Annotated in this window: 17 protein-coding genes, 1 tRNA gene, 2 pseudogenes and 1 other annotated feature; of the genes and pseudogenes, 10 read left to right on the forward strand and 10 right to left on the reverse strand. The window is 47.9% G+C overall.

Annotated features, from left to right (window positions below; genetic code table 11):
• Positions 1 to 113: 113 nt before the first annotated feature.
• The 3 genes from lapB to HGT71_RS01925 all read right to left on the reverse strand — a co-directional run bounded on the left by lapB (position 114) and on the right by HGT71_RS01925 (position 2,445).
• Positions 114 to 1,280, reverse strand: a complete 1,167-nt coding sequence (gene lapB / locus HGT71_RS01915) for a lipopolysaccharide assembly protein LapB (protein ID WP_214216287.1) — start codon at positions 1,278 to 1,280, stop codon at positions 114 to 116.
• A 38-nt stretch (positions 1,281 to 1,318) separates the two neighbouring features.
• The gene (locus HGT71_RS01920; RefSeq protein ID WP_214216288.1) at positions 1,319 to 1,594 is read right to left on the reverse strand and encodes a LapA family protein; all 276 of its coding nucleotides are present in this window, start codon (positions 1,592 to 1,594) and stop codon (positions 1,319 to 1,321) included.
• A gap of 131 nt (positions 1,595 to 1,725) precedes the next feature.
• On the reverse strand, positions 1,726 to 2,445 hold the full coding sequence (locus HGT71_RS01925) for a phosphatase PAP2 family protein (protein WP_214216289.1): 720 nt from the start codon (positions 2,443 to 2,445) through the stop codon (positions 1,726 to 1,728).
• Positions 2,446 to 2,572: 127 nt separating this feature from the next.
• Here HGT71_RS01925 and ribA point away from each other — a divergent pair, with 127 nt between their 5' ends.
• Positions 2,573 to 3,166, forward strand: coding sequence for a GTP cyclohydrolase II (ribA, locus tag HGT71_RS01930; protein ID WP_048912185.1), 594 nt, complete (start codon positions 2,573 to 2,575; stop codon positions 3,164 to 3,166).
• Between the two features lie 88 nt (positions 3,167 to 3,254).
• Here the strand turns inward: ribA and HGT71_RS01935 are convergent, their stop codons facing one another.
• The 4 genes from HGT71_RS01935 to sohB form a co-directional block, all read right to left on the reverse strand.
• Positions 3,255 to 3,395, reverse strand: a complete 141-nt coding sequence (locus HGT71_RS01935; RefSeq protein ID WP_214216290.1) for a hypothetical protein — start codon at positions 3,393 to 3,395, stop codon at positions 3,255 to 3,257.
• 126 nt (positions 3,396 to 3,521) lie between these two features.
• Entirely contained in the window at positions 3,522 to 4,496 is a 975-nt protein-coding gene (gene cysB / locus HGT71_RS01940) for an HTH-type transcriptional regulator CysB (RefSeq protein WP_214216291.1), read from the reverse strand.
• 181 nt (positions 4,497 to 4,677) lie between these two features.
• Positions 4,678 to 7,275 carry a type I DNA topoisomerase gene (gene topA, locus HGT71_RS01945; RefSeq protein WP_214216292.1) on the reverse strand — a complete coding sequence of 866 codons (2,598 nt, stop codon included), beginning with the start codon at positions 7,273 to 7,275 and terminating at the stop codon, positions 4,678 to 4,680.
• A 344-nt stretch (positions 7,276 to 7,619) separates the two neighbouring features.
• On the reverse strand, positions 7,620 to 8,663 hold the full coding sequence (gene sohB / locus HGT71_RS01950) for a protease SohB (protein ID WP_214216293.1): 1,044 nt from the start codon (positions 8,661 to 8,663) through the stop codon (positions 7,620 to 7,622).
• A 137-nt stretch (positions 8,664 to 8,800) separates the two neighbouring features.
• Here sohB and HGT71_RS01955 point away from each other — a divergent pair, with 137 nt between their 5' ends.
• The 5 genes and pseudogenes from HGT71_RS01955 (at position 8,801) to HGT71_RS01975 (ending at position 13,221) form a co-directional block, all read left to right on the forward strand.
• Positions 8,801 to 9,562 carry a YciK family oxidoreductase gene (locus HGT71_RS01955; RefSeq protein WP_214216294.1) on the forward strand — a complete coding sequence of 254 codons (762 nt, stop codon included), beginning with the start codon at positions 8,801 to 8,803 and terminating at the stop codon, positions 9,560 to 9,562.
• 77 nt (positions 9,563 to 9,639) lie between these two features.
• Positions 9,640 to 10,218, forward strand: coding sequence for a DsbA family protein (locus tag HGT71_RS01960; RefSeq protein ID WP_214216295.1), 579 nt, complete (start codon positions 9,640 to 9,642; stop codon positions 10,216 to 10,218).
• A 114-nt stretch (positions 10,219 to 10,332) separates the two neighbouring features.
• Positions 10,333 to 10,408 (forward strand) — tRNA-Asn (locus HGT71_RS01965).
• A 212-nt stretch (positions 10,409 to 10,620) separates the two neighbouring features.
• Positions 10,621 to 11,631 (forward strand): annotated as a pseudogene (locus HGT71_RS01970) (tyrosine-type recombinase/integrase); the annotation flags it as partial.
• A gap of 306 nt (positions 11,632 to 11,937) precedes the next feature.
• On the forward strand, positions 11,938 to 13,221 hold the full coding sequence (locus HGT71_RS01975; protein ID WP_214216296.1) for a histidine-type phosphatase: 1,284 nt from the start codon (positions 11,938 to 11,940) through the stop codon (positions 13,219 to 13,221).
• Positions 13,222 to 13,246: 25 nt separating this feature from the next.
• On the opposite strand, the gene rluB is transcribed toward HGT71_RS01975, so the two are convergent.
• On the reverse strand, positions 13,247 to 14,197 hold the full coding sequence (gene rluB / locus HGT71_RS01980; RefSeq protein ID WP_214216297.1) for a 23S rRNA pseudouridine(2605) synthase RluB: 951 nt from the start codon (positions 14,195 to 14,197) through the stop codon (positions 13,247 to 13,249).
• Positions 14,198 to 14,476: 279 nt separating this feature from the next.
• Between rluB and HGT71_RS01985 the strand changes: the two genes are divergently transcribed.
• On the forward strand, positions 14,477 to 14,944 hold the full coding sequence (locus HGT71_RS01985; RefSeq protein ID WP_214216298.1) for a hypothetical protein: 468 nt from the start codon (positions 14,477 to 14,479) through the stop codon (positions 14,942 to 14,944).
• 34 nt (positions 14,945 to 14,978) lie between these two features.
• Here the strand turns inward: HGT71_RS01985 and HGT71_RS01990 are convergent, their stop codons facing one another.
• Together HGT71_RS01990 and rnm are read right to left on the reverse strand one after the other, a co-directional pair.
• Positions 14,979 to 15,599 carry an L-threonylcarbamoyladenylate synthase gene (locus HGT71_RS01990; protein WP_214216299.1) on the reverse strand — a complete coding sequence of 207 codons (621 nt, stop codon included), beginning with the start codon at positions 15,597 to 15,599 and terminating at the stop codon, positions 14,979 to 14,981.
• Between the two features lie 9 nt (positions 15,600 to 15,608).
• Complete coding sequence (gene rnm, locus HGT71_RS01995) at positions 15,609 to 16,484, reverse strand: RNase RNM (RefSeq protein ID WP_214216300.1); 876 nt, start codon at positions 16,482 to 16,484, stop codon at positions 15,609 to 15,611.
• Between the two features lie 153 nt (positions 16,485 to 16,637).
• Positions 16,638 to 16,746: a sequence feature (Trp leader region), on the forward strand.
• 24 nt (positions 16,747 to 16,770) lie between these two features.
• Here rnm and HGT71_RS02000 point away from each other — a divergent pair.
• From HGT71_RS02000 to trpCF, 3 genes and pseudogenes are all read left to right on the forward strand, one after another.
• Positions 16,771 to 18,327 carry an anthranilate synthase component 1 gene (locus tag HGT71_RS02000; protein ID WP_214216301.1) on the forward strand — a complete coding sequence of 519 codons (1,557 nt, stop codon included), beginning with the start codon at positions 16,771 to 16,773 and terminating at the stop codon, positions 18,325 to 18,327.
• A pseudogene (trpD, locus tag HGT71_RS15735) lies at positions 18,327 to 19,916 on the forward strand (bifunctional anthranilate synthase glutamate amidotransferase component TrpG/anthranilate phosphoribosyltransferase TrpD). Before HGT71_RS02000 ends, trpD begins: the two are co-directional and overlap by 1 nt.
• 1 nt (position 19,917) lies before the next feature.
• Positions 19,918 to 21,285 (forward strand): bifunctional indole-3-glycerol-phosphate synthase TrpC/phosphoribosylanthranilate isomerase TrpF, encoded by a 1,368-nt coding sequence (gene trpCF / locus HGT71_RS02015; RefSeq protein ID WP_214216304.1) that lies wholly within the window; start codon positions 19,918 to 19,920, stop codon positions 21,283 to 21,285.
• Positions 21,286 to 21,304 lie beyond the last annotated feature (19 nt).

Below are 21,304 nucleotides of genomic sequence, written 5' to 3' on the forward strand. Positions count from 1 at the left end.
GATAGGTAACCATTTCGGCGTTAGTTTACCTGCTTAACTCCAGCAGTGACAATGCCAATGTGACACGGGCTTATCACACTATAAGTATGTTGTAACTAAAGTGGGTGTTTTTTTTATGAGCCTAATCCCCTCATGGGTTTAATGGTTGACCAACTTTTACAGGATGGGCAATGCCAATAAATGGCATGGGCTGTAAACCCACATTTTTGGCAACGGTAGCGAGGTTTTAACCGCAGTTGCTCTGCCACCATATCTCGAAGCACCGCTAAGCTCTCTTTCGCACGACCATCTTCAGTGCCTTCCAAATAATAGTTCACCAGTCGGTGGAAACCATTAAGCGTGGGAGCAGAGTGAAGTTGTGCTTCAAGGAAGTGCTGAGCAGAGTCGAGCCCTTGTTGTGACTCAATCTCTTCTGCCAAATAAAGTTCGGCCATACTTCCCTGATGCTTTTCGACACATTGTTCAAGGAACACTCGCCATTGGCTCATATCCCCTAAACGCTGACAAGATTCTTTAATGAGTGGTAGCACTTCGCTGATCATTTCAGCATCTTGTTCAGGCACTTTTTGTAATACCTGAATAGCCTTATCCGGTTCCCCTTTCGCGGTCCAGACTCTACCGAACATAATCGAAACACGGGCGCAATTCTTATCCGCTGATTCAGCTTTACGCAGCAGCGTTAATGCACGCTCCAGATCATCCCCTGCCATAGCTTGAAGGGCTAATTCGCAGTAGAAATGAGCAATATGGGTACCCTGCTGAGATTTATCAGCGCGTGCCAGTTTCTCTGCAATGTCGATGGCCTGCTGCCAATCGCTGGTCAATTGATAGAGTGAAAGCAACTGTTTTAATGAACTGACTTTGAAGTCATTTTCATTAATCAATTGCTTAAACATAGACTCTGCGCGATCGTACAGCCCCGCTGCCATATAGTCCCTGCCCAACTGCTGGATAGCTAGCAAGCGCTGGTCATAGTCCAACGAGGTACTTTCCATAAGAGATTGGTGGATTCTTATCGCACGGTCAACTTCTCCGCGGGAGCGGAAAAGATTCCCTAAGGTAAGGTGGGCTTCAACGTCTGTGGCATCTTCTTTAAGCATGTCAAGGAAGAGGTCTACGGCTTTGTCTTGTTGATTTGACAGCAGGAAGTTGACCCCTGTCACATATTCACGTGACAGCCGGTTAGCCTCTTGTTGCTTACCCTGCTGGGCACTCCTTCTTCCCATATACCAGCCATAGGCAGCGGCAACGGGTAATAGCAGGAACAGCAATTCAAGCATCGTTTGACCCTAAAGAGAGCGGTTCATCACACATAAGGTTAAGGTTGCTTACTGAGCTGTTGTTCAAGTTTAATGACTTTATTTTTCGCATGAGCCAAGGCTACCCGAGCGCGTAACCAGAATAGACCACAAATCACCCAGCCTAAAAGAAAGCCGATACCGAACAAAGATGCTAATAAGGTCGATAATCTGAATGACCCTTCCGCCACTAAAAAGTTGAAGGTGACTACTTGTTCATTTTTTGCCCCAAGTGTGAAAGAGACAATGAAAATGAATAAAACGACGATAAATAGTATCAAATATTTGAATTTCACTTGGCATCCCTTCAAACCGTTGATTCAACGAACCAACTATTTAATCAAATTGAATTAAAAAAATTTACCAATTACTGCTTATAGTATGGGGATCATTCACGCTTTTACAATCGAAATTGGTAAAAAAACCCTTATACAGAGCGCCGGCGAGATAAGACGTTATAAACCACCAATACAACTAGCGTAAAGCCCCAAGCGATTACCACAGAAGCGACGAGGTCTCTCGGCCAATGCATGCCTAGCAACATTCTACTCCACATCACCGCCCATGCCCACAAGGTAACCAGAATTAACACTGGCCAAGATTTTCGAAAGCTCAACAAACCATAGAATAGCAGTAGCCAACTGGCGACAAAGAAGCTGTGCCCAGAAGGAAATGAATACCCGGTTTCATGTTGCCAATGTCTCTGCTGCCAATCCGGTAAACTTGGCCAAAAAACTTGGGCCTGGCTGACCAGTTGTTGGCGCGCTAATTTGGTATGGTGATAAAAAAAGTCAGGAGATTGATGCATCTGTTCCATCAGCGCAACAACATAAGGTCTAGGTTCAGCGAAATAAGGTTTTAACAGCGATTTAATGCCCTGCCCGCCCCAAACTACCACCACGATTAACAGCAATACTACCCAGAGCTTCCGAACTGAAGATTGTACGTGTCGATACAGCAAATAGGCGAGAATGATCGAGGTAATAATTCCCCATGGACGAGTCACCGTTTGGGTAAACAGATAAAAAGGATAAGCGCTTAGGGTACGAAACTGTCCGGTCCAATGCCACCTATAAAGTAATGTTAACAGCGCCGGTAACAATAATAATAGTGCGCCAATCGTTAGGTTCTGTAGCTGCTTAGCCATAATTCCTCATAGCATTAGTATCTTGGTGTGCTTTTTCTTGAACATCTTACAGACTTCTGCTGAGACTGTGGCAGAATAAGGGCAAGCATCAAAAATATTGAGTATAATTTAAATACTGAGGTATGTAATGCAGTTAACACGTGTAGCCGAAGCCAAGCTCCCCACCCAATGGGGCGAATTTCTGATGGTTGGCTTCGAAGAAATTTCTACGCAAAAAGATCATGTTGCGTTAGTGTTCGGTGACATCAGTGGTGATACACCTGTTCTCACTCGTGTTCACTCCGAATGTTTAACGGGCGATGCGCTGTTTAGTTTGCGTTGTGACTGTGGATTTCAACTCGAGTCTGCACTCGATGCTATCGCTAAAGAAGGGCGAGGAATATTGCTTTATCACCGTCAAGAAGGCCGAGGCATAGGATTAATCAATAAGATAAAAGCCTATGCGCTTCAAGATAAAGGCTATGATACGGTCGAAGCCAATGAAGCATTAGGTTTTGCTCCGGACCAACGTAATTTCTCTTTCTGTGCCGACATGCTGACGCTATTGGGCGTCGATAAAATCCGCCTACTGACCAATAATCCCAAAAAGGTAAGTGTGCTGAGCGAAGCCGGTATAAAAATAACTGAAAGAGTTCCGCTTCAAGTCGGCCGCAATCCCAAAAACAGTCACTATCTTGATACTAAAGCAGCAAAACTAGGGCATTTGTTGGGCCGTTCTTAACGCTTGATAGGATATGAAAAGCGTAATGAGGCTGAGTTCTTAATAGGGCTCAGTCTTAGTCGTGCAACCTTCCCTTTCTAAAAAGCCATTAACGTAAAATCGCCCAAAGTAGATAACTTACTAACGCCCAAAAACCCGCACAAAACCCAATACTCAGTAACCATATAAACTTAACCGAGCGTCGTTGCATCGGGTGATGTGCTGCGGGGAATTCTATTTGCTGTTCCATTATTCTGCCTACCAAAATCGTATTTTGTTTAAGGCGTGCAGTATGGCGAGATTTTGAAACTTGCCCATGATTATGATCAAGTTCATCTTGACTAACACGACGAACCTTTACGTAATCCAATCGACTTTACTTAAGAGGCAGTTTTATATCCTTGAACATCGCCTCTATATCGTCATTGGACCTTAAGGCAATTGCCGTATCAACAACATCACGTGTTAAGTGTGATGCAAAGCGTTGGATAAAATCGTACATATAGCTGCGAAGAAAGCTGCTACTGCGAAAACCAATTTTCGTTGTGCTATGAGTAAAGATATTAGAGGCATCGATGCCAACTAAATCGGGGTCTGAAATCGGATCAACCGCCATACTCGCGATAACACCAATCCCCAACCCTAATCGTACGTAGGTTTTGATAACGTCTGCATCGGTCGCAGTGAACACAATTTTAGGGGTAAGTCCTGCGTGACTAAACGCAGTATCCAGCTCGGATCGGCCGGTGAAACCAAAGGTATAGGTTACCAGCGGATAGTCAGCGAGCTCTTGGATAGTGATCTCTTTCTTCTGCGCCAGCGGGTGTGTTGGCGGGACCACAATCGAACGGTTCCAGTGGTAACAAGGCAGCATAATCAAGTCGTCATAAAGGTGTAGCGCCTCGGTGGCAATCGCAAAATCTGCGTTCCCTTTTGAGACGGACTCCGCAATCTGCGTTGGCGACCCCTGATGCATATGCAACGAAACCCTTGGGTACTTCTGCATAAAACCCTTAATCGTTTCAGGTAATGCGTAGCGCGCTTGAGTATGCGTAGTCGCAACGTAAAGAGAACCTTGGTCTGGCCACGTGTGCTCCCCGGCAACTGACTTAATCGCATCGACTTTCGATAATACTTCACGCGCAATCCGAATAATTTCCTGACCGGCTGGTGTAACTTGCGTGAGGTGTTTGCCACTACGTGAGAAGATTTGAATACCCAGCTCGTCTTCAAGCATTCTGACTTGTTTGCTGATACCAGGTTGTGAGGTATAAAGCCCCTCAGCCGTCGAACTAACATTTAAATTATGGTTAACAACTTCGACGATATAACGCAACTGCTGTAATTTCATTCATCTTCCTTAACACGCTACGACGTAGAGGCTAGGCTGCCTAGAGAGGCGGGGGAAAGTGCATTTCTATAACCATGATAACATTATTTATATTCAGAAAGAATAATTGGTTATAACAGTTTTGTGGGGGTATCGCGAGGCGGAGAGCCGTGCACGCCCTGATCGGGCGTGCGGGATTTTATTACTTTTTAGCTTCTTGCCATTTGCCGTCAATATAGAACAGCGTCCAGTTTGTCGCTTTTCCTTCTTTTTCGGAGGAGATGTATTGTTGCTTCGTTTTACGACTGTATCTAACAAATGTTTTATTACCTTGAGGGTCCTCTGCAGGAGCTTCCGTTAGGTAAATAAACTTTTCTGGTAAACGGTCTTTAAAACGTTGGAGTTCCTCAATCAACGGCGCACGGGTTTCCCGTGATTTAGGGAAAGTATTGGCTGCCAAGAAGATACCCGAGGCACCATCGCGTAGAACAAAGTAAGCCTCTGATTTTTCGCATTCTAATTCTGGTAACGGAACAGGATCCTCTTTCGGAGGTGCGACTTCACCATTACGTAAAATCTTCCGAGTGTTTTTACACTCTTCGTTAGTACAGGCCATATACTTGCCGAAACGTCCTAACTTCAGGTGCATTTCGCTGCCGCACTTATCACACTCGACGATTGGACCATCGTAACCTTTAATACGAAACTCGCCTTCTTCGACTTCATACCCATCACATGAGGGGTTATTACCGCAGACATGTAACTTACGTTTTTCATCAATCAGATAACTGTCCATTGCCGTGCCACATTTAACGCAGCGACGGCGGGCACGTAAGGCATTGGTTTCGGCATCATCCCCTTCGAGAATGTTTAAGACTTCGCTCTCTGGGATAAGGTTAATAGTTTGCTTACAACGTTCTTTAGGCGGTAAGGCATAGCCCGAACACCCTAAAAAGACACCGGTAGTCGCGGTACGAATCCCCATCGCGCGTTCACAGGTTGGGCAATCGATAGAGGTCAGTACCATAGGATTAGGCTGCATCCCCCCTTCTGCCGGATCTTTCTCGGCTTGCGTGAGCTGCTGACTGAAGTCACCGAAGAAATTATCCAGCACCCCTTTCCACTCCGCCTGATCGTTTGCGACTTGGTCGAGATTATCTTCCATCCGCGCAGTGAAGTCATAGTTCATCAACTCTTGGAAGTTTTCTTCCAAGCGGTCAGTAACGATTTCTCCCATTTTCTCAGCGTAGAAACGGCGGTTTTCGACTTGCACGTAACCACGATCTTGGATGGTCGAAATAATCGATGCGTAGGTCGATGGGCGACCAATACCCCGTTTCTCTAATTCACGAACTAAAGAAGCTTCGCTGAAGCGTGCTGGCGGCTTGGTGAATAATTGACGAGGTAAAATCTCCTGTAAATCGAGTTCGTCGCCGACCTTGACTACAGGTAAAGTCATATCTTCATCATTTTTACGTAAGGCTGGCATCACTTTGGTCCAGCCATCAAAGCGTAAGGTACGACCTTTCGCCTTGAGTACGTATTCATCCGCTTTTACCGTTAAGGTTGTCGAATCATAACGCGCAGGTGTCATCTGACACGCAACGAATTGACGCCAAATCAGTTGATAAAGCTTACGTGCGTCAGCTTCCATATCTTTAAGCTGCTCTGCATCAACGGATACATCAGAAGGACGGATGGCTTCGTGGGCTTCTTGTGAATTTTCTTTGTTCGAATAAAGGGTCGCAGACTCAGGCAAATACTTGTCACCAAATTCAGTCTGGATGTACTCACGTGCCATACTGATAGCGTCTTGGCTCAAGTTAGTTGAGTCAGTACGCATATAGGTAATATGCCCCCCTTCGTACAAACGTTGCGCCAACATCATGGTTTTCTTCACGCCGTAACCAAGACGTGTGCTGGCCGCCTGTTGCAGGGTTGAGGTAATAAAGGGCGCGCTCGCTTTACTGCTCGTCGGCTTATCTTCGCGATCGAGCACCTCAAAACGTGCTTTTTGCAGTAATTTAACGGCGGCATCGGTTTCGGCTTTGTGCGTTGGACGAAAAGCGCTGTCCTGCTTGTGCGTAACACGCATTAACAACTCATCGCCCTTGGGGGTATTGAGCTTAGTGTCGACTTCCCAATACTCTTGCGGAACGAATGCTTTAATTTCCCGCTCGCGTTCGACCACAAGACGCACTGCTACGGACTGAACGCGTCCTGCAGAAAGTCCACGTGCAATTTTCTTCCAGAGTAAGGGAGAAACCATATAACCTACAACGCGGTCCATAAAACGACGCGCCTGCTGGGCGTTGACGCGATCAATATTTAACTGACCTGGTTTTTCAAAGGCTTGTTGAATCGCGTTCTTAGTGATTTCGTTAAAGACAACCCGGCTAAAGCGCTTGTCATCGCCGCCAATAATCTCTCTTAAGTGCCAAGCAATGGCTTCCCCTTCGCGGTCCAAGTCCGTTGCGAGATAGATATGGTCAGCGTCTTTTGCGAGCGCTTGCAGCTCTGCCACGACTTTCTCTTTACCTGGTAGAATCTGGTAGTTGGCTTTCCAACCATGCCAGGGATCGACACCCATACGGTTGACCAAAGCCTCTGTGGCGTCTTTTTTCACCGCTTTAGTGCCTTTCGCTTTACTGGCAGTTCCACTTTTCTTTGTTGCCGAACCACTCGTTGGTAAGTCACGAACGTGGCCCACACTTGATTTGACAACGTAGCCACTGCCCAGATATTTATTAATCGTTTTGGCCTTTGCAGGTGACTCCACTATGACAAGTGCTTTACCCATAAATAATCTACCTAATAGAAACGTTCAATGAACGTGAAAAAACTTTGATGGATAACATTTATTACCCGCTAAATTCTGTTACAGAATATGTTGTATAGCACAATTGTGGCATTCTCGCGGGAAATAACCAACTGATTAAAATAATTTAATTCCCAGCTTTGTCGCAAAACCGGACCCACTAGTCTGCTGCGCTAAATCGCCACACTCTACCTGATAAAATCAGTTTCGCAACATTAATTCAAGCGGCTTGAGGCGTAAGCCTAGAAGAAAATAGAGAGGTTAATTATATCAATAGCAACAAAAAAGCCCCTTTGAAAAGAGGCTTTGACCGATAAGCATCCATGTTACAGAAGCGGTTTTTGACCCCGTTGCCAGAGCTTGAGGATCGCCTTTTCAACGACCGAGGCGCCACTTTGCGTAAATCGCTCCACCAGTGTTTTACGCTGCGCATAGCTGATGCTTAATAACCGGAATTGTTGCATCTTACTGATGATCAGCGCATCACTCGTCGAAATCTCATCAATAAGACCTTTCTCAAGCGCTTGTTTGCCGTACCAATGTTCTCCGGTCGCGACACTGTTGATATCTAAGCTTGGGCGCATTTGTGCCACAAAGGACTTAAACAGTTGATGGGTTTCATCCAAATCTTGACGAAATTTTTCCCGGCCCTCTTCACTGTTCTCGCCGAGCATGGTCAATGTGCGTTTGTACTGACCTGCAGTATGCAGTTCTACATCAATATCATTTTTCTTAAGTAAGCGATGGATATTGGGAATTTGCGCCACAACACCGATTGAACCAATAATAGAAAAAGGTGCCGCCACGATATGGTTTGCCACGCAGGCCATCATATAGCCGCCGCTAGCGGCCACCTTATCGACGACTGCCGTGAGCGTAATGCCTTGATCGCGGATACGTTGCAGTTGTGAAGCAGCGAGTCCATAACCATGTACCACACCGCCAGGACTTTCAAGTTTAAGTAAGACTTCGTCACCTGGCTTCGCAACAGACAGCACAGCAGAAACTTCTTTACGAAGCGTTTCCACTTCGTGAGCATCCATACTGCCTTTAAAATTTAATAAATAGAGAACGGGTTTAGTTGGCGTAGTGCCTGCTTTAGCCTCAGCTTTCCTTTCTTTTATACGCGCCTTCTCATTCTGTTTTTCAGTTTTACGCCATTGTTTCTGAGCGGATGGCTCCACCAGCGCAAGTTCGAGGCGTTTTTGCAGCTGTTCAAACTCTTTACCGGGTTCTCGAATCAGTAATTCACCTGGTGACTGTTTCGTTTTTCCGCGCTGATTCACAATAAAGAGCACCAGGGCCACGATAACCACCAGTACGGTCACGCTTTTAGCCAAAAATAAGCCATATTCTGCTGTAAAACCCACATTAATCTCCTCTGGGGGTAAGTGACGGTAAAATTAAATTTTTTGTAATAATCTGTCGTGGTTCATCATCACCTATAATTGTAACATAGCCGTCAAAACGGCATAACCGCTCATCTCTACTGCTTAAGGAAAACGCTATGCAATATCAAGCACCCATCGATCTTCTTAAAAATCGAACAATTGTTGTGACCGGTGCAACCGATGGAATTGGACATGAAGCGGCGCTGACTTATGCCCGACATGGCGCTCGACTTATCCTTCTTGGCCGCAATCAACAGAAGCTTGACCACGTCGGTGCCGAGATCCACCATAAGTTTGGTAAATTTCCCTCGCTGTTTAAGATAGATTTTGCTACCGCTAAACCCGAAGATTATCACGAGTTAGCACAGCACATTGCGCTGGTAGCACCGACCTTGGACGGTGTCCTACATAACGCCGGTATGCTGGGTAAAATCATGCCCTTGATTGAGACGCCTGCAACGCTTTGGAAACAAGTCATGATGGTCAATCTCGACGCCGTTTTTTATCTTACCCAAGCCCTTATGCCTCTATTACATAATGCAGAACAGGCATCGCTTATCTTCACCACCTCAAGTGTTGGCCGCCAAGGCCGTGAAGGCTGGGGAGCTTATGCGATGTCGAAATTTGCGACCGAGGGTATGATGCAGGTGCTAGCCGAAGAACTGGCCAACACAAAAGTGCGGGTCAACTGCATCAATCCGGGGGGGACCCGCACCCAGATGCGGGCAAGTGCTTACCCGAGCGAAGACAGTATGAAGTTAAAAACGCCAAGTGACATCATGCCATTGTATTTATGGTTAATGGGCGATGATAGCCTCACGACTCACGGTCAAAGCCTTGATGCGCAACCTGGTCGTAAAGCAGGACCTGCAGTGTAATTGCTCTGCTGACTGGAAAAGTTGACTTATCTTTGCCACGCTTGATCTATTGACGATCACTCTTTCAAGGTAAGTCTATGACCACAACACTGTTTCGCCATAGCGAGCAAAGCCTGACATGGGGTAAGGGCGAGTTAGTTTTCGAAGTCTTTCTCGAACCGACCTGCCCCTTTTCTGTGCTAACGTTTAATAAACTGCCTGCGCTGCTTAACGCGGCTGGGCCGGAACAGCTTCAAATCAAAATCCGCCTCCAGTCGCAGCCTTGGCATATGTTTTCAGGAATAATAGTTCGCTACATTCTCGCCGCCTCGACACTCAATCAGGGTCAGTCCGCAGTGAAGAACGTTATGCAAAGCGTGGCCGATCACCGTGAAGAGTTCGAGTTTATCGATCATTGTCGAGGCCCAAATCTACATACCACGCCCGAACAGCTGCTTCAGCGTTTAGTGTCATATAGCGGTGTAGATGTTCGAGAAATTTTCGACCAAACCTCTCTCCAAGATTTAGTAAAACGTCAGGCAAAGTACGCGCGACAAAACGGTATCCACGTCTCACCCAGCTTTATGGTCAATGGCTTGTTACACCCGGAGATCAGTAGTCAAGATTCCGTCGAAGAGTGGTTGGAAAAATTAGGGCTAGGTCAATTTAATCAGTAAGTTAACCTACTTTTTAAACAAATTGCCGTTTTATCACTCGATCAGCGATGAGCTGGCAATTTTGGCTTTGACATTGCTTCGCTGTATCGTTAGGATTCGCCGCGTTAACACAATTCCTCTGTAGTTCAGTCGGTAGAACGGCGGACTGTTAATCCGTATGTCACTGGTTCGAGTCCAGTCAGAGGAGCCAATTTAAAGAAACCAGATGTCTACTGACGCCTGGTTTTTTACTTTAAATCAATTAGTTAACCCTTCAAGCTTGTCTACTCGCGTCTATTAAAAAATACTCGAAGCTACACCCTCGTACTGGTAAAAATGCTGGTAAAGCTGGTTCGATTATTTTTGCCAGCAAGAAAGGTAAACCGTCATGCCACTTACTGATACTAAAGTAAAAAATGGTTCGGCCTCTACCCTGCCGTTTCTTTGGCAGACGCAAGACAACGCCGCGATGAAGCCAAATAACTTTTAGCGTCGCAGTGGATCCCAGCGCTAAAAAACAGGCTGAAAACAAATATGTTCAGGAAAAGCGTAACGATACCCGCGCTTTTAAAAGCGTTGTCAAAAGCTGGTTTGTAACCAAAATAACCTAATCCAAAGATTATCAGCGCTCAGTCTGGACTCGTCTTGAAACTTACCTGTTTCCAGATATCGGCAACAAGGATATCGGTGAGTTAGATACAGGTGGTCTGTTGGTTCCAATCAAGAAGATTGAAACACTCGGTTATCTTGAAATCGCTATACGGGTAAAACAGTACGCTACTGCTATCCTTCGATACGCTGTCCAGCAAAAGGTCATCCGCTTCAATGCTGCCTATGATCTGGAAAGTGCTGTACAGAAGCCACTGACAGAGCATAGGCCTGTAATTGAACTGGAAGAAATACCAGTACTTCTGGAAGGTATTGAGGATATCAGGGACGTAGCAGACTGACGTTACTGGCGATCAAGCTCAATCTCCTGACGTTTGTGCGTTCCAGTGAACTACGGTTCGCCAGATGGTCAGAAATCGATTTCAAAAGTGCCTTGTGGGTTATCCCAGAACAACGTGAAGTAATAGAAGAGATAAAACGTTCAGGCCGTGGTACTAAAATGCGTAGGAAGCATTATGTTCCCTTATGCAATCAGGCACTGGCAATTTTTGAAGAGCTAAAAAACCTCAGCTATGACGTGAGTGGTAATAACGGTTTTATCTTTACGGGTTGTTATGACGCGATGAAGCCAATTAGTGAAAACACCATCGACAAGGCGCTACGTAAAATGGGCTATGACACCAAAACCGCCCTGTGCGGTCATGGTTTTCTTACCCTTGCTTGTAGGGCTCTGATTGAATCAGGTATCTGGTTAGAAGATGTGGTTAAACTTCAAATGAGCCATATCGAAAAAATAATGTCTGTGCCGCCTACACGCATAAAGCGATAATCATCTCAGTTCCTCAAACGGCTCCGTCAAAGTCGATTACGAGAGCCCGTCACAATTTAGTCGAGAGTACAGTCGCCTGTAAGCAACCTCGCCCAAGAAAGATATTTTGTTATTACGCGGTAGTGCTAATCAGGCAGAGAGATAATCCACGCCATGGGGATGACGCTAGAGGCGACTCCCTATTCTAGGCTGGCACTAGCTCACTCTTAATGTCTATGTGACAGATTTTGTTAAAAATCTGCGAAGACCGCGACACGGTGTTACCCTTGCCGCTTAGCCAATAGAAAAAAGGTCGCGGTTGTATGCCCTGCTCTCTCATTAAAAATGCGTTGATTATCGGCTGTATTGGATTGTTAGGCTATACGTCACTAAGTGACGCTGCGTCGCACTTCGTACTCGATAAAGTCGTTGTGGTCGCTCGCCACGGCGTTCGTTCACCCACCGATGATCACGACTATACCGCACTCACCGGTCAGCACTGGCCAAAGTGGAGTGTTCCCGCCGGTCATCTGACCGGCCATGGCTATGCAGGAATGGTACAGCAGGGTAAATTTTTTGCTGAACAGTGGCAACATTGGGGATTAACACTCCCTCTCCACCAAGGTTGCCCCGCCCGGCAGAGTGTCAGCGTATGGACGGCTCCCGCTCAGCGCACCCAGGCCACAGGCAGCGCCCTACTTGATGGATTGTTCCCCGGATGTGGCATACCCATAGCGCACACACACGCTACAGCCGACCCACTGTTTGATGCGAGTAAGATGGCACTAATGCCCCCTAATACAGCCTTAATCCTAGATCAAATTCAGGCGAGAATGGCAGCAAAAGCCCCCTTGACCGAGCACTATCGTGCCGCAGTGGCGTTGTTCCGCCAGGCGATATGCGCCCCACACTCGGCAAGCTGTGCGTTTTTGGATAACCCATGGGACGTGACTTTCACAGATAACGGTCAACCCAAGTTAGTGGGCCCGGTGGCGCACGCAGCATCGATGGCAGAGACTATTAGGCTTGCTTACAGCGAAAACCTCCCCCTTTCTGAAGTGGCTTTTGGCCACGTACGCCAGGCTAAAGATGTTGGCGCATTAATGGCATTGCACGCAGCGAAATATGACCTAGTCAGCGATACCCCTGAATACGCTAGACAAGGTGGCTCGCTGCTGATGACACAAATTCTCGATGCCTTGACAGATACTGCTTCCCGCTACGCTTCGCGTTCAGCCAGCCCGATTGTTCTCTTCGTCGGTCACGATACTAATATCGCGCAATTACAAACCATGCTCGGATTCAATTGGCAGCTAGCAGAATATCCTCGTAACGATATTCCCCCTGGCGGTAGTTTAGTTTTTTTACGCTTTCATGACGCGACAACGGGTAAGCAGTTTATTCAGCTAAGTTTTATGACAAGAAGTCTAGATCAATGGCGCGCATTAACGCCCTTATCATTGCAGGTTCCAATGCTGGAAGCCGATGACTTTCATAAAGGCTGTTTTCGTAGTGACGACAAAACCCTCTGCCCACTTTCACCTTTTGTTCGTCAAGCTCGCCAACAAATTAAGGTTCAGGATAAAGGCCTCATTCTTTTTCAGTAATAAAAAAGGCCCTTTCGGGCCTCAATTACTTAGTTTGTTGACGCTTAGAGCTCGGTCTCGGTTTCGGTTTAGCCGTTGCCAAAGCAGGCTTTGCCTTCTGACTGGTTTCGCCCCGAGTCGCTTGCCGACGCGTGTTACCTGAAACTTGGTTGTGACGTTTCACGGCACGACGAATTTGATTCGCTTTGGTGCGACGACGATCTTTCTCAACCGGCAGTTTAGAGACAGTCTCTTCACTCATCCCCACCAGCTCACGAAGGTAGTTCACCGCGGTAAGATCCATCTCGGTATAGCCACCACGAGGCAGACCTTTAGGAAGATGAATATCGCCATAGCGTACACGCATTAAGCGGCTGACTTGCACACCTACCGCTTCCCAAAGACGACGAACCTCGCGGTTACGGCCTTCGGTTAGGGTTACGTTATACCACTGGTTGATCCCTTCACCGCCGCCGAATTTCAACGTTTTGAAGGCTGCCGGACCATCTTCAAGTTGCACACCAAGGCTTAGTTGACGGATCTTATCGTCGTCCACTTGCCCAAAGACCCGCACTGCATATTCACGTTCAACTTCACGACTTGGATGCATTAGGCGGTTAGCTAACTCACCATCGGTGGTGAACAGCAGTAAACCACAGGTGTTCACATCAAGACGGCCAACGGCTATCCAGCGTGCGCCGTGTAATTTAGGCAGGCGATCGAAAACGGTCGGGCGTCCCTCAGGATCGTTACGGGTACACAGCTCGCCTTCTGGCTTGTAGTACGCAAGGACACGACACACCTCGCTTTCCGACGCAATGACCGCCACTTGACGGCCATCAATACGAATCTTGGTTGCATTAGAGGGTTCGACCCTGTCCCCGAGCGTGGCAATTTTGCCATCAACACTCACGCGACCTGCCGCGATCATGGTTTCGATTTCGCGACGTGAACCGTGTCCCGCTCGCGCTAAAACTTTCTGTAGCTTCTCACTCATAACTGCCTCGCTGTCGCCTTCCCAGGCATCAGTTTATAAATTCGTTTAAAATCAATAATTTAAGTTATTCTCCATTGCCATTATACAGGATGGCTAATGGGATGTAACGCCTTTTATCGCGAAGATTGCGGGATTTCCTTTACGGGGAATTCGCTGGACTCTATTCATTCGCTGACTTAACCTTTGGTCGTCATCAACCTCGCAAATGAGAAGCGTCACTTATTCATTGTTGAGGTCAACACATCAACCTCTGGATTTATGTTTATAACGGAGTTACCCATGCGTTTACCACGTCGTCCCCTCTCGCTTATCTTAAGCAGTGCGCTATTATTCGCCAGTGCCGGTTATGCAGACTCAACCACCAATATTGATCAACGACTTGACCAACTCATGGGCGCTAACAGCCACAATCAGTATCGTCAGTTTTTCTTAACCTTCCAGCGCGCAGTGTCGCACCAAGATAAGCAACAAGTCGCTAACATGTTAAGTTATCCCATTACTGCTCAAGTGGCGGGCCGGGATCGCATACTGCTCAACAAGAAAGACTTCCTTGCGGTTTATGACAAAATTTTCACCCACAGCCTGCAGGATGTCGTACGACATCAACGTTACGAGAAACTTTTTGCGAATAGCGATGGGGTGATGATCGGCGAGCAAGGCGAAATTTGGTTCAGCGGCGTATGCCAACAGACGTCGTGTTCGATCCCTGTAATAAAAATCATCAGGATTAACGGTAATTCACGTTAAAAAGCGTGGGCAATACTATGATTGCCCAATACCGCTACTCAAAGGGACGAGTGTCTCCCGCGCCTTGTCGAACAATGACAGGCGCCCCGTCAGAAAGATCGACAACGGTGGTCGGGTGCTGACCAATCGTGCCACCATTCAGTATTAAATCAACTTGATGCCCAACAGAATCTTGGATTTCTTCGGGATCGGATTCCGCAAAGTCATTACCTGGCAGAATAAGCGTTGTCGACATCAAGGGTTCGCCTAATGCCTCTAATAAGGCTTGGGCGACCGGATGTGACGTAACACGCAGTCCGATAGTTTTACGCTTTTCGTTCATCAAGCGGCGAGGGACTTCTTTCGTCGCTTTTAATAAAAAAGTGTAACTACCTGGCGTATTATTCTTTAACAACCGGAAGGCGATATTATCCACCTGTGCGTAGGTCGATAGTTCCGACAGGTCTCGACACATCAACGTAAAATGGTGCCGTCCATCTAACTGTCTCAGACGGATAATCCGATCCATGGCGGCTTTATCTTCGAGTTTACAACCAATCGCATAGCCCGAATCCGTCGGATAAACGATTACTGACCCTTGATTAATTTGCTCGACCGCTTGTTTAACAATACGTGGCTGAGGGTTTTCTGGGTGAATATAGAACAATTGACTCATAGTCGTCTCCTACCCCCGAGTTGGGGCAGCTAAAGCTGGAAATTTTTCCCATATGGGAACCACATCTTTCGGTAACCACAGTTTACGACCTAACTCTATCCATGCACAGGGCTGATGAAAATCAGAGCCCAGTGAGCCAGATAAGCCGTAATCCGCAGCATACTTAGCCAGTTGTTGCCGTTCGTTCGGTGCCTGCTGACACTGTGCGACTTCCATCGCATCTCCGCCGACGTCGGCGAAATAAGCCAATAACCGTTTCAACCATTTGGTAGAGAGTTGATAGCGCGCAGGGTGTGCCACCACGGCCACCCCTCCAGCGTGATGGATTGCCTCCACCGCTGCGGGTAGCGTACACCATTGAGCGGGGACATACCCCGTCTTCCCGCGGGCCAGATAATTTTTGAAAACCTGCGCCATCGTCTCAGCTTTACCCTGCTGAATGAGGTAGCGGGCAAAGTGGGCGCGGGTAATCTGCCCGGTTCCCGCCTCTTGCCGGGCACCCTCTAGCGCACCGGCAATGCCTGCTTTCGCTAACCGTTCAGCAATCATCGCTGCGCGATCCTCTCTTCGCTGGTATTGCTGCTGTAATAGCGCCACCATCGACGGATGATGGGGATCAAAACCTAAGCCAACGATATGTATTTCGTGATTTTCCCACAAGGTCGAGATCTCGACGCCCGAGACGAGGGTCAGATCCAGATTCTCTTCACGAATCGCGGTTTGGGCATCTTCTATTGCAGCCGTGGTGTCGTGGTCAGTAATTGCCAGCACCTTAACCCCACGCTCGCAAGCACGGCGAACGAGTTCACGTGCACTCAGTAGGCCATCAGAAGCTTGGGTATGGCTATGCAAATCATAGATGATCGCGCGTACATTATCGGTCAAAATTTACTCTCTCAGACGTGTTCAACATTTCTCCTACTGATAAATCACTTTTAGTTAACCTTGAGTGTTGACAATTCCGCCGTGAACTAGTTAACTAGTACACAAGACTTCAGACAGGACACAATCTCATGATGGTTATAACAGTAAAGCATTCACAGTGGTGGCGCGTCACTCTCCCATAATCGGGCGACGTTGTCATGCATCCAGCTAAAATAACCGCTATGCAGATTTCTAAGCCCGCCCACTCGGCGGGCTTTTTATTGGAAGAATAATAGAGATAACACTCATGATATCCAGCAAACTCAAACTCATCACGGTTGAAACACCCTATTCTGCCGACCCGACTGCGCTCTTTAATCAACTCTGTGGCGCGAGGCCTTCTACTCTACTGCTCGAATCGGCAGATGTGAGTAGCAAGGACGATTTACAGAGCTTAATGATTGTCGACAGCGCGTTACGTATCAGTGCGCTAGGCAATGTTGTTAAGGTCCAGGCATTGAGTGCTAATGGTCGTAGCTTGTTATCCTTACTGTCTGACAAACTTCCGACTGAAGCAGATACCTCGCTTTGCGCCGATCAGTTAATTATCACCTTTAGTCAGCCAACCTTGCTACAAGATGAAGATAGCCGTTTAAAATCCGCCTCTGTCTTCGATGTGCTGCGTCTGATCCCTACCTTAGTCGCCGATAGCGACCAACAGCGCCACGCCCTATTTTTGGGTGGACTCTTTGCTTATGACTTAGTGGCGGGATTTGAAGACCTGCCTCCTTTGCAGCAAGATCAAGCTTGCCCAGACTATTGCTTCTATTTGGCTGAAACGCTGCTAGTGCTTGACCATCAAACCCAACAAGCCCGTCTTCAAGCCAGCCTGTTCACTGACAGCAGCGATGAATTCCAACGTCTGCAAGCAAGACTCCATCAGCTCCACCAGCAGATGCTCACCACACCGACCAAAGTGTCTGCTGCCCCGGTACCCGGTATGCAACTCAGCTGTAATCAGGATGATGAGACCTATTGCGATATCGTAAAAGCGCTGCAAGTGGCCATTCGCCAAGGGGAAATTTTCCAAGTCGTTCCTTCTCGACGCTTTTATTTACCTTGCCCCTCTCCACTGGCGGCCTATGATGTATTGAAGAAAAGTAATCCGAGTCCTTATATGTTTTTCCTACAGGACCGAGACTTCAGTCTGTTCGGCGCATCCCCAGAAAGTTCGCTGAAATATGACGCCCAGAGCCGTCAAATAGAGATCTACCCTATTGCAGGGACCCGCCCGCGCGGCAGGCACGCTGACGGTTCGCTCAACCTTGACCTCGATAGCCGCATTGAGCTGGATATGCGTAACGATGAGAAAGAGATGTCCGAACATCTTATGTTAGTCGATTTGGCCCGTAATGACTTAGCGCGTATCTGTACACCCGGCAGTCGTTATGTGGCAGACCTTACAAAAGTAGATCGCTATACCTTCGTCATGCATCTCGTTTCTCGTGTTGTCGGCCGCTTACATGATGATCTGGACGTACTGCACGCCTACCGCGCCTGTATGAATATGGGAACCTTAAGTGGTGCGCCAAAAGTCCGCGCAATGCAGTTGATTGCAAAACATGAAAAGACACGTCGTGGCAGCTATGGCGGTGCCGTGGGCTATTTCACCGGCACGGGAGACTTTGATACTTGTATCGTTATCCGCTCCGCCTATGTTGAAAACGGAATAGCCAGCGTGCAAGCAGGCGCAGGGGTAGTCCTTGATTCAGATCCACAGTCTGAAGCGGATGAGAGCCGAAATAAAGCGCGTGCGGTGTTAAGAGCTATCGCCACTGCCCACCATTGCCAGGAGATTTTCTAATGGCTGATATTCTATTAGTTGACAATTTTGACTCCTTTACCTACAACCTGGTCGACCAGTTACGGACCTTTGGCCATAACGTAGTTATTTTCCGTAATAACGTGCCAGTGGAACAGTTAGTCACCAAGGTGGCAAGCCTTGAGCAACCGATCGTCTTGTTATCTCCAGGTCCGGGTGCGCCCAGTGAAGCGGGCTGTATGCCGGAATTACTCAAACAGTTACGCGGTAAAGTGCCCATTATCGGCATCTGTTTAGGACACCAAGCCATCGTCGAAAGCTACGGCGGTACGGTGGGCCAAGCAGGCGAAATCCTCCATGGTAAGGCCTCGGCTATCACCCACGATAATCTCGGGATGTTCCAACATTTACCTTGCCCTTTACCTGTGGCGCGCTACCACTCGCTTGTCGGAAGTAACGTGCCGCCAAGTTTAACGGTCAATGCCACCTTAAACGGTATGGTGATGGCCGTTAGACACGATGCAGACCGCGTGTGTGGATTCCAATTTCACCCTGAATCCATCCTCACCACCCATGGCGCTAAATTACTGGAACAAACGCTGGCTTGGGCGTTAACACGATAAGGGATCTCCATGAAATTATTACTTGAGCGCCTCTATCAGGGGCAACAGATCAGTCAGCAAGAGAGTGAACAACTGTTTTCTGCCGTGGTAAAAGGCGAAATTGACCCAGTGAGCTTGGCTGGGCTTTTGATCGCCATGAAAGTACGAGGCGAATCGCCACAAGAGATCGCCGGTGCTGCCACCGCTTTTCTTAACCATGCACTCCCTTTCCCTCGTCCTGAAACTCTTTTTGCGGATATTGTCGGGACAGGCGGTGATGGCTCAAACAGTATTAATATTTCTACCGCGAGTGCCTTTGTGGCAGCGGCATGCGGGTTTAAGGTAGCAAAACACGGTAATCGCAGCGTGTCGAGTAAATCTGGGTCTTCTGACCTGTTGGCGGCGTTTGGTATCAATTTAGATATGCCCCCTGCGCAAGCTCGGGCAGCCTTGGATGAGTTAAATCTCTGCTTCTTATTTGCACCGCACTATCATACGGGCTTTCGCCATGCGATGCCGGTACGCAAGCAGCTTGCCACGCGAACGCTGTTTAATGTGCTCGGGCCATTGATCAACCCTGCTCGTCCTCCTCTGGCGCTAATTGGCGTCTACAGCCCTGAGTTGGTACAGCCTGTCGCCGAGACATTACGCGTCTTAGGCTATCAACGTGCGGCAGTGGTACACGGTGGCGGTATGGATGAGATTGCGATTCATACCACAACGGAAGTGGCAGAACTACGAGACGGGGAGATCACGCGTTATCAGATCAGCCCAGAGGATTTTGGCCTCTCCATGCATCCCATTGAGAGCCTTCGGGGTGGCACTCCGGAAGAAAACCGTGACATTTTAGCGCAATTACTTCAGGGTAAAGGTCAGGAAGCCCATGAGCATGCCATCGCTATCAATGTTGCAATGTTAATGAAACTGTTTGGCCAAGAAAACCTACGCGAGAATGCCTCAAAAGCCCTCGACGTGTTGCGTAGTGGTGCTGCCTATCAATGTGTTACAGCGTTAGCCGCAAGAGGATAATATGCAGGGTACCGTACTTCAGAAAATCGTTGATGATAAGAAAATTTGGATAGCGGCGCGTAAAGCGACGCAACCACTGTCAGATTTCCAAGCTGAGGTCACGCCCAGCGATCGCTCCTTTACTCAGGCATTACGCAAGCATAACCCGGCCTTTATCTTAGAGTGTAAGAAGGCTTCGCCCTCCAAGGGCTTGATTCGTGATGTGTTTGATCCCGCAGCCATCGCCACGGTCTACCGTGACTACGCATCGGCTATCTCGGTCTTGACCGACGAGAAGTATTTCCAAGGTGACTTCGCGTTTCTACCGATTGTGCGACAAGCGGTCCACCAACCAGTGCTCTGTAAAGACTTTATGGTTGACCCTTACCAAGTCTTGTTGGCGCGTTACTATCAAGCCGATGCTATCCTATTGATGCTGTCTGTCTTAGACGATGATCAGTATCGCCTGCTCGCTGAGGTGGCTAAGACTTTACAGATGGGGATCCTCACCGAGGTCAGTAATCAGCAAGAGTTAGCACGCGCTATCGCGCTGAAAGCCGAGGTCGTCGGGATTAATAATCGCGATTTACGCGACCTCTCGGTGGACACGGATAAAACCCGCCTGTTAGCGAGTCAACTGCCTGCAGGCACCTTGGTCATTAGCGAATCCGGTATTCAGCACTATTCACAAATCAATGATCTTAACCAGTATGCACAAGGTTTTTTGGTTGGCTCATCCCTGATGGCGGAAGATGATTTACGCTTTGCCGTTAAGCGTCTGCTCTCCGGCGAAAATAAAGTCTGTGGATTAACCCGTGGCCAAGATGCTCAAGACGCTTATCAAGCCGGAGCGCTGTATGGCGGATTAATCTTTGTTGAAGGCTCTCTGCGTTGCGTCAATGAAGAACAAGCTAAGCGCATCATCGAAAGCGCCCCGCTGCGTTATGTCGGTGTTTTCCGCGATGTCGAAGTCGGCGATATTGTCTTAAAAGTCGAGGCATTGGGCTTATCTGCGGTACAGCTTCATGGTAGCGAAGACCCCTCTTACGTCCGCCGTCTGCGCGACTTATTGCCCGCTAGCTGCCAAATTTGGAAAGCCTTTAAGATCGAAGGGCATCTACCCGATCGCGGTTGGATCGGCGTTGATCGCTACGTCTTCGATAACGGACACGGCGGCAGTGGCCAGAGCTTTGATTGGCAGCTACTCGCCGACCAACCACTGGATGACATCATCTTGGCGGGTGGGCTGAATGCAGACAATATCGCCTCCGCCTTAGCGCTGGGTTGTGCTGGCGTTGATCTGAATTCTGGCGTGGAAACCTCGCCAGGTATTAAGGATAAACAAAAACTGATTACCGTTTTCAACGCAATCAACACTTACGCTCAATAACAATGATTGGATACTGACA

The organism is Rosenbergiella epipactidis (assembly GCF_018494055.1).
GTDB lineage: Bacteria > Pseudomonadota > Gammaproteobacteria > Enterobacterales > Enterobacteriaceae > Rosenbergiella > Rosenbergiella epipactidis.

What these genes read in the sequence shown, in the direction of transcription:
- lapB (WP_214216287.1), bottom strand. Translation starts at nt 1,280, where the DNA reads ATGCTTGAATTGCTGTTCCTGCTATTACCCGTTGCCGCTGCCTATGGC.
- HGT71_RS01925 (WP_214216289.1), bottom strand. Translation starts at nt 2,445, where the DNA reads ATGGCTAAGCAGCTACAGAACCTAACGATTGGCGCACTATTATTATTG.
- ribA (WP_048912185.1), top strand. Translation starts at nt 2,573, where the DNA reads ATGCAGTTAACACGTGTAGCCGAAGCCAAGCTCCCCACCCAATGGGGC.
- HGT71_RS01935 (WP_214216290.1), bottom strand. Translation starts at nt 3,395, where the DNA reads ATGGAACAGCAAATAGAATTCCCCGCAGCACATCACCCGATGCAACGA.
- cysB (WP_214216291.1), bottom strand. Translation starts at nt 4,496, where the DNA reads ATGAAATTACAGCAGTTGCGTTATATCGTCGAAGTTGTTAACCATAAT.
- topA (WP_214216292.1), bottom strand. Translation starts at nt 7,275, where the DNA reads ATGGGTAAAGCACTTGTCATAGTGGAGTCACCTGCAAAGGCCAAAACG.
- HGT71_RS01955 (WP_214216294.1), top strand. Translation starts at nt 8,801, where the DNA reads ATGCAATATCAAGCACCCATCGATCTTCTTAAAAATCGAACAATTGTT.
- HGT71_RS01960 (WP_214216295.1), top strand. Translation starts at nt 9,640, where the DNA reads ATGACCACAACACTGTTTCGCCATAGCGAGCAAAGCCTGACATGGGGT.
- HGT71_RS01975 (WP_214216296.1), top strand. Translation starts at nt 11,938, where the DNA reads ATGCCCTGCTCTCTCATTAAAAATGCGTTGATTATCGGCTGTATTGGA.
- rluB (WP_214216297.1), bottom strand. Translation starts at nt 14,197, where the DNA reads ATGAGTGAGAAGCTACAGAAAGTTTTAGCGCGAGCGGGACACGGTTCA.
- HGT71_RS01985 (WP_214216298.1), top strand. Translation starts at nt 14,477, where the DNA reads ATGCGTTTACCACGTCGTCCCCTCTCGCTTATCTTAAGCAGTGCGCTA.
- HGT71_RS01990 (WP_214216299.1), bottom strand. Translation starts at nt 15,599, where the DNA reads ATGAGTCAATTGTTCTATATTCACCCAGAAAACCCTCAGCCACGTATT.
- HGT71_RS02000 (WP_214216301.1), top strand. Translation starts at nt 16,771, where the DNA reads ATGATATCCAGCAAACTCAAACTCATCACGGTTGAAACACCCTATTCT.
- trpCF (WP_214216304.1), top strand. Translation starts at nt 19,918, where the DNA reads ATGCAGGGTACCGTACTTCAGAAAATCGTTGATGATAAGAAAATTTGG.